Annotated in this window: 13 protein-coding genes; 9 read left to right on the forward strand and 4 right to left on the reverse strand. The window is 71.3% G+C overall.

What is annotated here, in order from left to right:
- Positions 1–90: 90 nt before the first annotated feature.
- The gene (locus ACFCY7_RS14545) at positions 91–492 is read right to left on the reverse strand and encodes a MerR family transcriptional regulator (protein ID WP_376484741.1); all 402 of its coding nucleotides are present in this window, start codon (positions 490–492) and stop codon (positions 91–93) included.
- Between the two features lie 136 nt (positions 493–628).
- Here ACFCY7_RS14545 and ACFCY7_RS14550 point away from each other — a divergent pair, with 136 nt between their 5' ends.
- Complete coding sequence (locus tag ACFCY7_RS14550) at positions 629–2587, forward strand: APC family permease (RefSeq protein ID WP_376484644.1); 1959 nt, start codon at positions 629–631, stop codon at positions 2585–2587.
- 124 nt (positions 2588–2711) lie between these two features.
- Here the strand turns inward: ACFCY7_RS14550 and ACFCY7_RS14555 are convergent, their stop codons facing one another.
- The gene (locus ACFCY7_RS14555) at positions 2712–3314 is read right to left on the reverse strand and encodes a hypothetical protein (RefSeq protein ID WP_376484646.1); all 603 of its coding nucleotides are present in this window, start codon (positions 3312–3314) and stop codon (positions 2712–2714) included.
- Positions 3315–3584: 270 nt separating this feature from the next.
- Between ACFCY7_RS14555 and hemL the strand changes: the two genes are divergently transcribed.
- From hemL to ACFCY7_RS14595, 8 genes are all read left to right on the forward strand, one after another.
- Positions 3585–4892, forward strand: coding sequence for a glutamate-1-semialdehyde 2,1-aminomutase (gene hemL, locus ACFCY7_RS14560; RefSeq protein ID WP_376484649.1), 1308 nt, complete (start codon positions 3585–3587; stop codon positions 4890–4892).
- A complete protein-coding gene (locus ACFCY7_RS14565) occupies positions 4889–5593 on the forward strand; it encodes a histidine phosphatase family protein (RefSeq protein WP_376484651.1) in 705 nt (234 codons plus the stop codon). The genes hemL and ACFCY7_RS14565 overlap by 4 nt, the downstream gene beginning before the upstream one ends.
- Before the next feature lie 229 nt (positions 5594–5822).
- The gene (locus tag ACFCY7_RS14570; RefSeq protein WP_376484744.1) at positions 5823–7091 is read left to right on the forward strand and encodes a hypothetical protein; all 1269 of its coding nucleotides are present in this window, start codon (positions 5823–5825) and stop codon (positions 7089–7091) included.
- Positions 7092–7168: 77 nt separating this feature from the next.
- Positions 7169–7786, forward strand: a complete 618-nt coding sequence (locus tag ACFCY7_RS14575) for a TlpA family protein disulfide reductase (protein WP_376484653.1) — start codon at positions 7169–7171, stop codon at positions 7784–7786.
- A 4-nt stretch (positions 7787–7790) separates the two neighbouring features.
- Entirely contained in the window at positions 7791–8528 is a 738-nt protein-coding gene (locus ACFCY7_RS14580) for a cytochrome c biogenesis CcdA family protein (protein ID WP_376484655.1), read from the forward strand.
- A 5-nt stretch (positions 8529–8533) separates the two neighbouring features.
- On the forward strand, positions 8534–10246 hold the full coding sequence (locus ACFCY7_RS14585; RefSeq protein ID WP_376484656.1) for a cytochrome c biogenesis protein ResB: 1713 nt from the start codon (positions 8534–8536) through the stop codon (positions 10244–10246).
- Positions 10243–11328 carry a c-type cytochrome biogenesis protein CcsB gene (ccsB, locus tag ACFCY7_RS14590; protein ID WP_376484659.1) on the forward strand — a complete coding sequence of 362 codons (1086 nt, stop codon included), beginning with the start codon at positions 10243–10245 and terminating at the stop codon, positions 11326–11328. Before ACFCY7_RS14585 ends, ccsB begins: the two co-directional genes overlap by 4 nt.
- 44 nt (positions 11329–11372) lie before the next feature.
- Positions 11373–11909, forward strand: coding sequence for an SRPBCC domain-containing protein (locus ACFCY7_RS14595; protein ID WP_376484660.1), 537 nt, complete (start codon positions 11373–11375; stop codon positions 11907–11909).
- 18 nt (positions 11910–11927) lie between these two features.
- On the opposite strand, the gene ACFCY7_RS14600 is transcribed toward ACFCY7_RS14595, so the two are convergent.
- Positions 11928–13463: a hypothetical protein gene (locus ACFCY7_RS14600; protein ID WP_376484663.1), complete on the reverse strand. Its 1536-nt coding sequence runs from the start codon at positions 13461–13463 to the stop codon at positions 11928–11930.
- 4 nt (positions 13464–13467) lie between these two features.
- Positions 13468–15531 carry a hypothetical protein gene (locus ACFCY7_RS14605; RefSeq protein WP_376484664.1) on the reverse strand — a complete coding sequence of 688 codons (2064 nt, stop codon included), beginning with the start codon at positions 15529–15531 and terminating at the stop codon, positions 13468–13470.
- Between the last annotated feature and the right edge of the window lie 83 nt (positions 15532–15614).

The raw sequence follows: 15614 nt of genomic DNA on the forward strand, positions 1-15614 counted from the left end.
GCCCCCGCCCTTCGGGCCCCCGCCCTTCGGGCCCCCGCCCTTCGGGCGACGGCGGGAAGTGACGACAGGCCCTCGCGCAGCCCTCGGAGGTCAGGCCGGGGTCGTCGTGAGGCGGGTGCGGAGGGAGTCGGCGAACTCCTCGGCGCGGGCGAGCTGGGCGCGCAGTTCGGCGACGCGCTCGGCGGCGGCCTGCTCGTAGCGGCGGACGCGGGCCGTGAGCGCGGCCCGGTCGTCGGGGTCGAGTTCCGCGGCCGTGCCGGCGCGGTCGGCGGCGAGCCGGTCGACGGCGGTGAGGAGTTCGCGGGTCTCGTCGAGGGTGAAGCCGAGGGGCTTCATGCGGCGGACGACCATGAGTCGGGAGACGTCCGCGTCCGTGTAGAGGGGGAAACCGCCGGGGGAGGCGGCGGACGGGACGACGAGGCCGCTGTCCTCGTACTGGCGGATGGTCCGCAGGGACAGTTCGGTCCGTGCGGCGACCTCGGCGATCTGCATGGGTCCGCCGGTCGTGCGCACTCCTCGTGCTCCGCTCACGCGTGGTCCTTCCTCGTTCGGGGCTTCCCAGGGCGTACGGCTCCCCTAGGGCGCGGCTTCCGTGCATTACATACCATTCGTCCTAACTTCAGCACTTATGAGAGCTGGAAGTGCGGCGAAACGCCTGCTCGTGGGTCGGCCGTTGGACAGCGGACGGCTCGGGGAGACCCTGCTGCCGAAGCGGGTCGCCCTGCCGATCTTCTGCAGCGACCCGCTCTCCTCGGTCGCGTACGCCACCGAGGAGATCCTGCTGATCCTCGCCCTCGGCGGCCTGGCCGTGCTCCACCTGGCCTGGTACGCGGCGGTCGGCATCGTCATCCTGCTGCTCGTCGTCGTCGCCTCCTACCGGCAGACCTGCTACGCCTATCCGGGCGGCGGCGGGGCCTATGTCGTGTCCGCCGAGAACCTCGGGCAGCGCGCGGCCCTCACGGCCGCCTCCGCGCTGCTCATCGACTACGTGATGACCGTCGCCGTCTCGGTCGTCTCCGGGGTCGCCGCGATCACCTCCGCCGTGCCCTCGCTCGACGGGCACGCCGTGGCCATGTCGGTGGCCTTCGTCGTCGTGCTGGCCTGGATGAACCTGCGGGGGGTGCGCGAGTCGGGGCGCTGGTTCGCGATCCCCACGTACGCCTTCATCGGCGTCATCTACCTGATGTTCGCCGTGGCGGCGGTGCGGATGGGGACGGGGACGACGATCCGCGCCGAGTCCGCCGACCTGCCCGTGGACGCGGTCTCCACCTATTCGGGGTTCGCGCTCGTCCTGCTCGCCCTGCGCGCCTTCGCCTCCGGCTGTACGGCGCTGACCGGTGTCGAGGCCGTCAGCAACGGCGTACCGGCGTTCGCGAAGCCCAAGAGCCGCAACGCGGCCATGACGCTCGCGATCATGGGCGGGCTGTCGGCGACCATGTTCTTCGGGATCACCGTGCTCGCCATGGTCTACGAGGTCCACGTCGCCGAGGACCCCACCGAACTCGGTCTCGCCCCGGGCACCCCGATGTCCACCGCGCTCGCGCAGATCGGACGGGCCACCTTCGGCGACTGGCACGTGCTCTTCTACGTGCTCCAGGCCGTCACCGCGGGAGTCCTGGTCCTGGCGGCCAACACCGCCTTCAACGGCTTCCCAATGCTCGCCTCCGTGCTCGGACGCGACCGCTACGCGCCCCGCCAGCTCTTCCACCGGGGCGACCGGCTCGTCTACTCGAACGGCATCGTCCTCCTCGCGCTCGCCGCCATCGTCCTGATCGTGGCCTTCGACGCGCAGCTGACCCGCCTCATCCAGCTGTACATCATCGGCGTCTTCGTCTCCTTCACCCTTTCCCAGGCGGGGATGGTCAAGCACTGGCGGCGAGAACTCGCCACGCCGGCCGGGGCCGCCGACCGGCACCGCATCCGGCGCCGCCTCGCGATCAACGCGTTCGGCGCCTGTCTGACGGCGGTCGTCCTCGTCATCGTCCTCGTCACGAAGTTCACCCACGGCGCCTGGATCGTCGTCGTCACGATGCCGGTGCTCTACGCGGGGATGAAAGGCGTGAAGCGGCACTACGACGCGGTCGCCGAGGAGGTCGCCGTCGGCCCCGGGGCGCGGCCGCGGGCCCTCGCCGAGAACCACGTCCTCGTCCTGGTGGCCTCGGTCAACGCGCCCAGCCTCCGGGCGCTGTCGTACGCGAAGACGCTGCGCCCCGACTCCCTCACGGCCGTCACCGTCGCCGAGGACCCGGCGGACGCGGAGGTGCTCAGGGCGTCCTGGGAGGCCCACGGCATCGACGTGCCGCTGCGGGTGCTCAGCTCTCCGTACCGCTCGGTCGTCCAGCCGGTCCTGCGGCACGTGCGCGAGGCGCCGGAGCGGAAGGAGGACGGGGTGGTCACGGTCGTCATCCCCGAGTACGTGGTGGGGCGCTGGTGGGAGCAGCCGCTGCACAACCAGATCGCGCTGCGCCTCAAGACGCGGCTGCTGTTCATGAAGAACGTCGTCGTCATCGACGTGCCGTACCGGCTCGCCTCCGCCCGCGAGCTCGCCGCCGAGCACGCCCGGCGCGCGGACACGAACGCGCCCTGAACGCCGAGCACGCCCTGAACGCCGAGCACGCCCTCGCCCCGGGAGCCCAGGGCCGGACGGGACGCCGCCGGCTCAGGCCCGGACGGGCCGCCGCCGGCTCAAGGTCGGACGGGACCGTGTCGGCTCACGGCCAGACGAGACAGTACGGCTGGTGGCCCGCCTCGTGGAGGCGGACGGAGAAGTCCTGCCACTCGTGGAGGAGCTGGTAGACGTCGAAGGCGTCGCGGGGGCCGCCGCGGTCGGGGACGGTGGACCAGATGAAGGCGGCGGCGCCGACCGACTCCTCGCCTATCCCGCGCAGGGGGTCGACGACGGTCATCGGCAGTTTGACGACGGCGTAGTCGGGGTGGAGGACGACCAGTTCCAGCGGGGGCACCTTGTTCAGGGGCATGCCCTGGATTCCGGTGAGGACCATCGCGGCTATGGTCTCCGGCTTGATCTTGGTGAACATTCCGCCCATGCCGAGCTCGTCCCCGCCGAGTTCCTCCGGCCGCATCGAGATCGGGACGCGGGCGGCGGTGGCGCCGTCGGGCGCGCCGAAGTACTTGTACGTCACCCCCAAGCTCCGGCCTCCGGTCGTGGGGGGTGCGTCCGCAGCGGGGTCCGGCTTCGGCCGGCCGCCCGACGCGGTCTGGTCCTCGGTCCGCCGGCGCCGGTGCCTCCCGCGCCGGGCAGACTCCGGACCCAGGTCGTCCGTCCCCTCGCCCGGTCCGCCACCGCGATGCATATCTCCACCCGACTGCTTTTTCTCGGCAACACGACCCCGCCGCGCAACCCGATCATCGTGTCAGTGACCTCCCCCGCGTTCGTACGGTGAAACACCTGTCCGCAAGAACGCCGTGGCCTCTGACACCATGGATTCCGTGAGTCATCCCTCTGACGCCCCAGTTTCGCAGACGCGGAGGGCGAGCGCCCCGGCGTAATACAGAGGATGTCCACCACCGTCCCTCCGTTCCCGATGTCGTGCCCGAAGTCGTTCTCGCAGGTCAGGATCACAGTGCCGTATTCATACGAAGCCCCAGTCTCACAGACGCTTTTCGACCGCGCTTCCCTCGTGACGCCCGGCGGCGTGAACTCACCGGTGCGTGCCTTCCGGGCCGTGGGCGGAACGCCCCGGTTCATGGTGTCCGGTTCCGGTCCGTACCTCACCGACGCGGACGGTCGTGAGTACGTCGACCTGGTCTGCTCGTGGGGGCCGATGATTCTCGGCCACGCGCACCCCGAGGTCACCGCCGCGGTGCAGGCCGCGGTGGCCCGCGGCACGTCGTTCGGTACGCCCGGCGAGGGCGAGGTCGCGCTCGGCGAGGAGATCGTCGCGCGGATCGAGCCGGTCGAGCAGGTGCGCCTGGTCTCCTCCGGCACGGAGGCGACGATGTCCGCGATCCGGCTCGCCCGCGGGTTCACCGGGCGCGCCAAGGTCGTCAAGTTCGCGGGCTGCTACCACGGCCACGTGGACGCGCTGCTCGCCGCCGCCGGTTCCGGTCTCGCCACCTTCGGCCTTCCGGACACGCCCGGCGTGACCGGCGCGCAGGCCGGCGACACCATCGTGCTGCCCTACAACGACCTGGACGCGGTCCGGGCGGCGTTCGCCGCGCACCCGGGCGAGATCGCCTGCGTGATCACGGAGGCCTCGCCGGGCAACATGGGCGTCGTGCCGCCGGCCGAGGGCTTCAACCAGGGCCTGGCGGACCTGTGCCGGGAGAACGGCGCGCTGTACATCTCCGACGAGGTGATGACCGGTTTCCGTACGAGCCGGGCCGGCTGGTACGGCGTCGACGGCGTGAAGCCCGACCTGATGACCTTCGGCAAGGTCATGGGCGGCGGCTTCCCGGCCGCGGCGTTCGGCGGTCGCGCCGACGTCATGGGGCACCTGGCGCCGGCCGGGCCGGTCTACCAGGCGGGCACCCTGTCGGGCAACCCGGTCGCGACCGCCGCCGGTCTCGCGCAGCTGCGGCTGCTCGACGAGGCCGCGTACGCGACGGTGGACGCGGTCTCTGCGGAGATCCAGGGCCTGGTCACGGGCGCGCTGGCGAAGGAGGGCGTGGCGCACCGGCTGCAGACCGCGTCCAACATGTTCTCGGTGTTCTTCACCGCCGACGAGGTGCGGAACTACGACGACGCGAAGAAGCAGGAGGCCTTCCGCTTCAACGCCTTCTTCCACTCGATGCTGGCCGACGGCGTGTACCTGCCGCCGTCCGCGTTCGAGTCGTGGTTCGTGTCGACCGCGCACGACGAGCGGGCGATCGAGCGGATCGCCGCGGCCCTGCCGGCCGCCGCCCGCGCCGCCGCGGAGGCGACGGCATGAGCGACGTGACGAGCTCCCCGAAGAGCGATCAGGACATCACCGTCGTCCATCTGGTGCGGCACGGCGAGGTGCACAACCCGGAGGGTGTCCTCTACGGCCGCCGCGCCGGCTACCACCTGTCCGAGCTGGGCCGTCGGATGGCGGACCGGGTCGCCGAGCACCTGGCCGACCGGGACGTCACGTACGTCGTCGCCTCCCCGCTGGAGCGGGCGCAGGAGACGGCGATGCCGGTCGCGAAGGCGCACGGCCTCGACCTGGCCAGCGACGCGCGGCTCATCGAGGCGGCGAACGTCTTCGAGGGCAAGACCTTCGGCGTCGGCGACGGGGCGCTGCGCAAGCCGGCGAACTGGAAGCACCTGACCAACCCGTTCCAGCCGTCCTGGGGCGAGCCGTACGTCGAGCAGGTCGTGCGGATGATGGGGGCGCTCGACGCGGCGAAGGACGCGGCCCGGGGGCACGAGGCGGTGTGCGTCAGCCACCAGCTGCCGATCTGGATCGTCCGCAGCTTCGTGGAGAAGCGGCGGCTGTGGCACGACCCGCGGCGGCGGCAGTGCACGCTGGCCTCGCTGACCTCGTTCACGTACCAGGGCGACACGATCGTCTCGGTCGGGTACAGCGAGCCGGCCCGGGACCTCGTCCCGGCGCACCTCCTCGCGGGCGCGAAGCCGGTGAAGGGGAAGTCGAAGGCCTTCGGGGCGTAGTTCCCGCGGGAGCCCCGCGCTCGGGGCGCCTCCGCTGTCCGGCCCACTGGACAGCGCGGTGGCGAAGGGCCACAGTTCAGGGCGGTCGGTGATGTTCATGTCATCCGACCGCCCTGAAATTTTTGTGCTATTTCCCGGAACCTCCGTGTTCCTCCCTGCATCTCACTCATTGTCGGTTTGGATGACGTTCAGGTCATACGTCAGCGCGAATGGGGTAGTCATGCGCGGGATCAGTGGAATCAGTCGAAGGGGGCTGCTCGGGGCGGGTGTCGGCGCCGCGGCGGCGATCGGTATCGCGGGATGTAGTACCAAGAACGAGGACAAGCCGGGGCGTTCCGGACCCGGCAAGGGCGGCGACACCACGGCGGACCCGGGGACGCCCACCCCGACCAAGGACGACGCCCGGCCCATCGGCGACGGTTCCACCGCCGACACCGGCAAGCAGCCGCACCAGCCCGACGCCCCCGTCCCGCTCGAACCCGGCCAGACCCCGCCGCAGTTCGTGATCTTCTCCTGGGACGGCGCGGGCGAGGTCGGCAACGGCCTCTTCCCTCGTTTCCTCGAACTCGCCAAGAACCACGACGCGGCGATGACCTTCTTCCTCTCCGGGATCTATCTCCTGCCCGAATCGAAGAAGGACCTCTACCGCCCGCCGAACAACCGCGTCGGCGCCTCCGACATCGGCTACCTCACCGACGCCCACATCAAGGACACCCTGAAGTACGTCCGGCAGGCCTGGCTCGAAGGCCACGAGATCGGCACGCACTTCAACGGGCATTTCTGCGGCGGCTCCGGCTCGGTCGGAAACTGGACCCCGGCCCAGTGGCAGAGCGAGATCGACCAGGCGATGAAATTCGTCACCGAATGGAAGACCAACAGCGGCTGGACCGACCTCGACCCGCTCCCCTTCGACTACTCCAAGGAGCTCGTCGGCGGCCGCACCCCCTGCCTCCTCGGCCAGGACAACCTGCTCCCCACGGCCAAGCGGCTCGGCTGGCGCTACGACGCCAGCTCGCCCGGCGGCCGCCAGACGTGGCCGGTCAAGCGCCAGGGCATCTGGGACCTGCCGCTGCAGGCGGTGCCCTTCCCCGGGCACTCCTTCGAAGTCCTGTCCATGGACTACAACATGCTCGCCAACCAGTCGAAGAACACGACGAAGGGCATGCCCTCCCGCTACCCCGGCTGGCGCAAGCAGGCCACCGAGGCGCTCCTGGGCGGCTTCACGCGCGCGTACGAGTCGAATCGCGCGCCCTTCTACATCGGCAACCACTTCGAGCAGTGGAACGGCGGCATCTACATGGACGCCGTCGAGGACGCGCTCAAGGGAATGGCCGGAAAGAAGGACGTCCGGCTCGTCTCCTTCAAGCAGTTCGTCGACTGGCTCGACGTCCAGGACCCGAAGATCCTCGACCAGCTGCGCACGCTGGAAGTGGGACAACGGCCCGACGGCGGCTGGAACACCTTCCTGAAGGCCGCGTCTCCCACCCCGACCGCTTAGGCGATCTTGACAAGGGGCTTTACGGGCACGTAGGGGGGTGCCCAAGATCCCCCAAACGCCCATGCGAAACTTTTCACATGAGCCTTAGCCGTGCCCCTCGACGCACCCGGCGCACCCTGGTCGCCGTCGGAATGCTGTCCGCCGCCGCCCTCACGCTCTCGGCCTGCGGCGGCGACAGCAACGGCAAGTCCGGCGGCGGTGGCAACACCAACTTCGTGACCAACACGGGTGGCATCTCCACCGTCGCCAAGGGCGAGCGCGCGGCCACCGGCAAGCTCGCCGGCGAGACCCTCGAAGGCGAGCAGCTCGACGTCGCCGGCCTCAAGGGCAAGGTCGTCGTCCTCAACGTCTGGGGCTCCTGGTGCGGCCCCTGCCGCGCCGAGGCCCCGCACTTCGCCAAGGTCGCCAAGGACCTCAAGAGCCAGGGCGTCGAGTTCGTCGGCCTCAACACCCGCGACCCCAACAAGCAGCCCGCCCTCGCCTTCGAGGAGGACTACGGGGTCCCCTACCCCAGCCTCTACGACCCGCAGGGCAAGCTGATCCTCTTCGGCTTCCCCAAGGGCACCCTCAACCCGCAGGCCATCCCCTCCACCGTCGTCCTCGACAAGGAGGGCAAGATCGCCGCCCGCTCGCTCATGGCGCTCGACGAGAAGAAGCTCCGGTCGATGATCGAGCCCCTTCTCAAGGAGAAGTGAGCCCGTGAACGAGACGGTCACCAGCGGAGCCCTGCTGCTCGCCCTCCCCATCGCGGTCCTCGGCGGACTGGTCTCCTTCTTCTCGCCGTGCGTGCTCCCGCTCGTGCCGGGCTACCTCTCGTACGTCACCGGCGTCACCGGCACCGACCTCGCGGAGAGCCGCCGCGGCCGGATGACCGCCGGCGCCGTCCTCTTCGTCGCCGGCTTCACCGCCGTGTTCGTCTCCGGCGGCGCGCTCTTCGGCTACTTCGGCGCGACGCTCCAGGAGTACCGCGAGACGCTCACCACGGTCCTCGGCGTGCTCATGATCCTCATGGGCGTGTTCTTCATGGGCCTGATGCCCTGGATCACGCAGCGCGAGTTCCGCTTCCACCGGAAGCCCGTCGCCGGCCTGGTCGGCGCCCCGCTGCTCGGCGCGCTCTTCGGCATCGGCTGGACCCCGTGCATCGGCCCGACCCTCGCCTCGGTCAACGCCCTCGCCCTGGAGCAGGCCAGCGCGGGCCGCGGCGCGGTACTCGCCTTCGCGTACTGCGTCGGCCTCGGCGTACCGTTCGTCCTCGCGGCCATCGCGTTCCGCAAGGCACTCGGCGCGTTCGGATGGGTCAAGAAGCACTACGCGTGGGTCATGCGGATCGGCGGCGGCATGATGATCGTCACCGGTGTCCTGCTCCTCACGGGCGCGTGGGACAGCATGGTCGCCACGATGCAGGGCTGGTCCAGCGGTTTCACGGTGGGGATCTGAGTTCCATGAGCAAGACCGATACGACGGAGACCGAGCGGACCGGCGACGAAGCCGCCGGCGCCCAGCTGTCGACCGCCCCCCTGGAAGAGACCGCCGTCGGCGGCCCCACGCTCGGGGTCGTCGGCTGGGTCCGCTGGTTCTGGCGGCAGCTGACCTCCATGCGGGTCGCGCTGATCCTCCTCTTCATGCTCTCCCTGGGCGCCGTCCCCGGCTCCCTCGTCCCGCAGACCAGCGCGGACGAGCTCAAGGTGGCGACCTTCAAGGCGGCCCACCCCACCCTCACGCCGCTGTACGAGAAGCTCCAGTTCTTCGACGTCTACAGCTCGGTGTGGTTCTCCGCGATCTACATCCTGCTGTTCGTCTCCCTCATCGGCTGCATCGTGCCGCGCACCTGGCAGTTCGTCGGCCAGCTCCGCAGCCGACCGCCGGGCGCCCCCCGGCGCCTCACCCGGCTGCCCGCGTACACCACCTGGCGGACCGAGGCCGAGCCCGAGCAGGTCCGCGAGGCCGCGCTCGCCGTCCTCAAGGGGCGCCGCTTCCGCGCCCATACCGTCGGGGACGCGGTCGCCGCCGAGAAGGGCTATCTGCGCGAGGCCGGGAACCTGGCCTTCCACGTCGCCCTGATCGTGATGCTCGTGGCCTTCGCCTGGGGCCAGCTCTTCAAGTCCGAGGGCGGCAAGCTGATCGTCGAGGGCGACGGCTTCTCCAACACGCTCACCCAGTACGACGACTTCAAGTCCGGCTCCCAGTTCGGCACCGACGAGCTGGAGCCGTTCGGCTTCACCCTGAACTCCTTCAACGGCACGTACGAGAAGGGCGGCCCGCAGCGCGGCACCCCCCGCACCTTCGAGGCGGACGTCACCTACTCGCAGGGCGGCGCGGGCAAGAAGGCCGTGATCCGGGTCAACGAGCCGCTGAAGGTCGGCGACTCCAAGGTCTATCTGATCGCCCACGGCTACGCGCCGGTCGTCACCGTCAAGGACGGCCGCGGCAAGACCGTCTTCCACGGCGCCGTGCCGATGCTGCCCATCGACAACAACATCACGTCGACCGGCGCCATCAAGGTCATGGACGGCTACCGCGACAAGAACGGCAAGAAGGAGCAGCTCGGCTTCACGGCCCTGTTCGTGCCGACGTTCGCGGGTGCCGGCAGCGGCACGATGTTCTCGCAGTTCCCGGCGCTCGACTTCCCGGTCATGGCGCTCACCGGCTACCACGGCGACCTGCGCGTGAACTCCGGTCTGCCGCAGAACGTGTACCAGCTCAACACGACCAAGATGAAGCAGTTCAAGATCGACAAGGGGACCGGGGTCGCGCAGCGCATGCTGCCCGGCGAGACCATGACGCTCCCCGACGGCGCCGGCTCGATCACCTTCGAGAAGGACATCAAGGAGTGGGCGAGCTTCCAGATCTCGCAGCAGCCGGGGAACGGCCTCGCCCTCGCGGGCGCCATCGCCGCCATCGCCGGACTGACCGGTTCGCTCTTCATCCAGCGGCGCCGGATCTGGGTCCGGGCCGTGCGCGGTGAGGACGGCGTCACCGTCGTCGAGATGGCCGGCCTCGGCCGGAGCGAGTCGGCCAGGCTGCCGGAGGAGCTGGGCGACTTCGCGGTCGCGCTGACCGCCCAGGCGCCGCCCACGGCGGAAGCCGTACCGGAAACGGAAACCGCGGAAGAACCCGCAGAAGACCCTGCCCCTTCTGGAGAGGCCGACAAGTGATCCTCGCCGCCACGACCAACGAGAGCCTGGCGCGGATGAGCGACCTGCTCATCTACTCCTCGATGGCCGTCTACACCCTGGCCTTCTTCGCCCACATCGCCGAGTGGGTCCTCGGCAGCCGCAGCAAGGTCGGCCGCACCGCCGCCGCCCTCACGCAGCAGGCCGCCGGTGCCGCGACCCCGGCCGTGACCGTCCAGGTCACGAAGGCCGGTGGCACCGCCGTACTCGACAAGCCGCAGGTCGTCACCCGCTCCGCGGCCGGCACCCGGGACGTGCCGGACGGTCCCGGCGCGGCCGGCGGCACGGTCAAGGGCGACCTGTACGGCCGGATCGCCGTCTCGCTCACCGTCCTCGCCTTCCTGGTCGAGGCCTCGGGCGTGGTCGCCCGCGCGCTGTCCGTGCAGCGTGCCCCCTGGGGCAACATGTACGAGTTCTCCACCACCTTCTCCACGGTGGCGGTCGGCGCGTACCTCGGCTTCCTCGTCGCCAAGAAGAACGTCCGCTGGATCGGTCTGCCCCTGGTGACGACCGTCCTGCTCGACCTGGGCATGGCCACCACCTGGCTGAAGACCCCCAGCGACCAGCTGGTCCCGGCGCTCGACTCGTACTGGCTGTGGATCCACGTCTCCACCGCGATCTTCTGCGGCGCGGTCTTCTACATCGGCGCGGTCGGCACCCTGCTGTACCTCTTCCGCGACTCGTACGAGAACAAGCTGGCGACCGGCGGCAACCCGGGCTCCTTCGCCCGCTCCGTCCTGGAGCGGCTGCCCTCCGCGGCCTCGCTCGACAAGTTCTCGTACCGGATCAACGCGGCCGTCTTCCCGCTCTGGACCTTCACGATCATCGCCGGCGCGATCTGGGCCGGCGACGCGTGGGGCCGCTACTGGGGCTGGGACGCCAAGGAGGTCTGGTCCTTCATCACCTGGGTCGGTTACGCCGCGTACCTGCACGCGCGCGCGACGGCCGGCTGGAAGGGCCGCAAGGCCGCGTACATCGCGCTCATCGCCTTCGCCTGCTTCCTCTTCAACTACTACGGCGTCAACATCTTCGTCAGCAGCAAGCACTCCTACGCGGGCGTCTGAGCCCTGCGCTAGCGGCCGACCGGCCCCGGGGCCACGCTTGAGGTATGAGCGAGATATCCCGGGGCAGGTGCGAGACCCACGACGGCGACGTCCACCTGGTGCGGTTCGTGGTGGATCTGCCGCATCCGGTGCCGGCGGTCTGGGCGGCCGTCGCCTCGCCCGAGGGCCTGCCGGGCTGGCTCTGCGAGGCGGATCCGCTGGAGCCGCGGCTCGGCGGGCGGGTCACGCTCCGCTGGCTGAACAGCGACACCGAGGTCTCGGGGCGGGTGACCGCCTGGGATCCCGACTACGTGGCCGAGTACACGGTCGATCCGACCACCCACGGCCGGATCCGGTTCCATCTGGAACCGGGGTCCGGGGGTGGGGGCGGGTCGACCGTTCTGCGTTTCACGAACGAGTTCCAGGGGTCGAAGGACTACCGGCTCGACTGCGCCGCCGGGTGGCACGAGCACCTGGAGCGGTTGGCCGCGGCGCTGGACGGGCGGCCGACGGATTGGCGCGACTGGTCGGACGAGCGGTGGCGGCACCTGCGGGGGCTGTACGAGCGGGACGACGAGCCCTGGCCCAAGTGGGTGCCGTAGGGGCGGGGCGCCCGGAGGTCACTGCTTCTTCGGCGGGAGGCAGGCGGTGGTGGGGGGTTTGCCTTCGGGCCAGGCTATCTGGACGAAGCGCTGGGTGCCGTCGAGGGCGAGTTCGACGATGGGGACGGCCTTGTTGTAGGGGTTGCCGTAGTTGTCGAGGCAGATCCAGCCGCCGGCGCCCTGGACGCGGAGGGAGCCCTTGACCTGGGGCCATTGGGTGACGACGTCGGCGAGCTCGGGGTACTGGGAGCCCTGGGGGGTGGCCTGGCGGATGGCGTGGACGGCGGTGGCCATGGCGTCGTAGGCGACGATGGCCTGCCCGTCGGAGAGGGCGACGGGCTTCTTCGAGGCGCGGGCGATGTCGGTGACGAAGGTCGAGTACGCGACCGTGGAGCCGCCCGTGGCGGGGATGCGGCGGCCGGGGGCGGGCTTCCAGGCGTCGGGGTGGGCGAGGGCCGCGTACCGGACGGTGAGCTTGGCCTTGAGGGCGTCGCGGTCGAGCTCGTCGTCGGCGCCGAGGTAGGAGCCCTCGTCGCCGGTGAGGATCGTGAAGGCCCGGTCGGTGCAGCCGCGGGCACCGAGGGCGTTGATGAACTGGCGCAGCTGGGTGTGGCGGCCGGCGAAGAAGACGGTCTCGGCGCGGGTGTCGCAGATCAGGTGGGTGATCTGGCGGAAGGTGTTGGCGGTGGTGCCTTCCTCGGTGGGGTCGGCGGGCGAGGTGAAGAGCTGCGGCTCGTAGGGCGCGCCCTTGAGGGACGCGGAGAAGGCGGCCTTGAGGGTGTCGGTGTAGTGGTCGCCGCTGCGGGTGTCCTGGACGAGGAGGGCCTTGGCCGCGTCGACCCGGCCGAAGTGGGCGAGGGCCTTGGCCTCGTCGCTGTTGGTGGGGGAGACGCGGGCCAGGCCGGGGTAGCGGTTCGCGGCTCCGGGGCCGTTCGCGATGTCGTCGGCGGTGATGGTGGTGCCGACGACGGCGATCCCGCTTCCGGTGAGGGCGGTGACCGCCTCGCGCATCTCGGTGGACGAGGTGGCGACGCCGGACACCGCCCGCAGCCGGTGCGGGGCCTCGGTCATGCCGACGAGCCGGTCGACGGTGGTGCGCCAGTGGGCGTTGCCCTTGCCGGTGTTGGCGAGGACCAGCCGGATCTTCGGGGTCTCGCTGTTGGACGCGTGGTTGGCGCGGTACTGGTAGGCGTACGCGCCCTGGAGCTCGTGCAGCACCTTGGTGCGCATGCCGGCGTCCGTGGAGGTCATCGGCAGGAGGACGGCGACGGTGGCGTACTCGCCGTCCTTGAGCGCGGCGTTCTCGCGGCCGACGGCGCCGGCGATCTCGGTGAGGTAGGAGACGCGGAAGTCGTACCCGTCGCCGTTGACGCCGACGCACTCGTCGGTTCCGGCGGGACGCTCGACGCCGGTCGCACAGGAACGGTTCTCCGGCTTGGCGATCCGGAGGCCCACGTAACTGCCGGCGCCGACGACGACGGCCGAGACGACGATCCAGGTCAGGAACTTCTGGCGGGGTGTCCAGTAGAGGTGGCGGCGCAGCCAGTCGAGCATGGCGTCAGACTCCGTCCTCGCTGCCCGGCGGGAGCGAGAGCTCGCGCCAGGAGCGGATGTCGCGCGGCCAGTGGGTGGCCGCGTCCCACAGCGGACCGCTGCCCGTCAGATGGCGGCCGGACAGCCGGCGCAGCTCGTGCGCCAGCCGGTCGGCCACCTCGTCGTCGGGCAGCGCCAGCGGATCGGTGAGCAGCCATACGGCGTGCAGCAGACGCCGTACGGACAGGTGGAGTTCGGTGGTGTCGGCGTCGAGGCCCTCGGGCGGCGCGGGCGCCGGACCCTGCCCGAGCGCGATGGCCCGGCGCGGGTCGGGGCCGGTTCCGTGCCGCTCGCGCGGGTACGGGGCGGCGGCGACGAACCGCAGCTGCCCGAGCCAGCCCAGGATGTCCGGACCGGCGAACGACAGCCGCAGGTGGACGACGGCGAGCTCGGTCCGGCCGAGCGCCAGATCGTGGTGGAGCCGGTACGGGCCCGGCTCCGGCCCGTAGTGCCGGTGCAGCGTCTCGTGGACCGCCCGCCAGGCCGCGTACCGCGGATGGTCGCCGTCCTCGAAGCGCAGCCGGTGCAGCAGCAGGGCCCGCAGCAGCGGGTCGGCGACGAAGTGCCCCGGCCCCTCGGGCCAGTTCTCGGCCCGCAGCCGGTCGCGGACGCGCAGGGCCACGTCCCCGTCCAGGGACTCGCCCTGGAGCCGGGCGTGGGCCAGCATCCGCGCCGACTCCTCGTCGTGGGTGGCGGCGAGCACCGCGTACGGCCCCGGCCGCTGCACGGGCAGGAGCTCGGCGAGGAGGGCCGGGGCGACGGGCACCGGCTCGGTGTCCTCCCGCAGCTCCACCGTCAGGTCGAGGAGCGCGCCGGGGGTGAGCGCGGCCCGCAGCGCCGGCGGCGCCTCCCCGGCGGCCCGGCCGAGGAGCGCCACGCCGAGCGGCCGGCCGCCGGTCAGCCGGTGCACCGCGCGGGCCAGCTCGGCCGGGGTCCGGCCGTCCGGGTCGTGCCGGTCGAACACGGACCGGGTCTGCGCCGCCGACAGCGGCGTCAGCTCGACGGCGAGGATGCCGGAGCCGATGCTCGTCCCGCGCGGACACGGCGCCCGGTGCGCCGTCTCCGGCAGCCGGGTGCGGGTGGCGTTCCGCATCCCCTGGTAGTCGCGGTCCCGTGACGTGGCGAGGACGACGACCCGGTCGCGCCGCCCGTCGGCCCGCGCCCGCAGCATCGGCTCGACGAGCTGCCGGCCCACCGCCTCGTGCGCGTTGTCGAGGAGGAGCAGGGGGCGCCCGATGCGCGTGCCGCGCTGCCGGAGGCCCGTGTAGGCCCGGAACAGGTCCTCGGTCAGCGCGCCGACGAGGAACGCCTCGGCCTCCCGCCGCCGCTCCCCGCCCTGCTCGAAGTCGATCGCGAGCTGCTGCAGCCCCGCCTTGCCGCGCCCGCCCGCGTTGCGGTAGCCCCCGTACCAGCTCTCGGAAGTGCGCTGGAAGCGGCTGAACACCTCCTCCAGGACGGTCTCCACGGTCGCCTCGGCGAGCAGTCCGGCGAGCGGGGCGGCGGCGTCGGCGAAGGTGGCGGCGAGCTTGGAGAGGACCTTGCCGACCCAGTTCGTCGCGGCGCCCCGCGTCGCGTCGACCGTCGCCAGCAGCGGTCCCAGCCGCTGGAGGTCGCGCCGCGCCCGCTCGTCGTCCTCCTGCGACCAGGCCAGCGAGGCCACGGCCACCAGGCCGAGCGAGAGCCGGGGGAACTGCACGGCCCGCACGACCGTCCCCCGCGGCGCCAGTTGGACCGCGAGCTCGGCGAGCGCCCCCGTGACCGGCGTCCACCCGGGTCCGTGATCGGCCGGCGGCTCCACGCTCGCGCAGTCGAGCAGCGCCAGCGGCGTGAACCCCTTGTACCGGTTGCGGACCTCCTTCAGCAGCGCGGTCTTCCCCATGCCGCGCCCGCCGGTGAACACCGTCACCGGCGGATCGTCGCCGTGCTCGTACGCGACCCGCGCCCCGCCCTTCCCGGCCAGCCCGACCAGCCGCGCGGCGAGCCCGCCCTCGTGCAGGACCGCTTCGCGGCCGTACAGCTCCCTTTCCACGCCCCCCGACACCCCCCTGATTCCCCATGAGGTGTGCCCCGTCACAACCTCAAGTGGAGGATATCTACCGGCTGTTGTTCTCG

The organism is Streptomyces sp. NPDC056361 (genome assembly GCF_042262805.1).
In the GTDB taxonomy this organism is placed as follows: domain Bacteria; phylum Actinomycetota; class Actinomycetes; order Streptomycetales; family Streptomycetaceae; genus Streptomyces.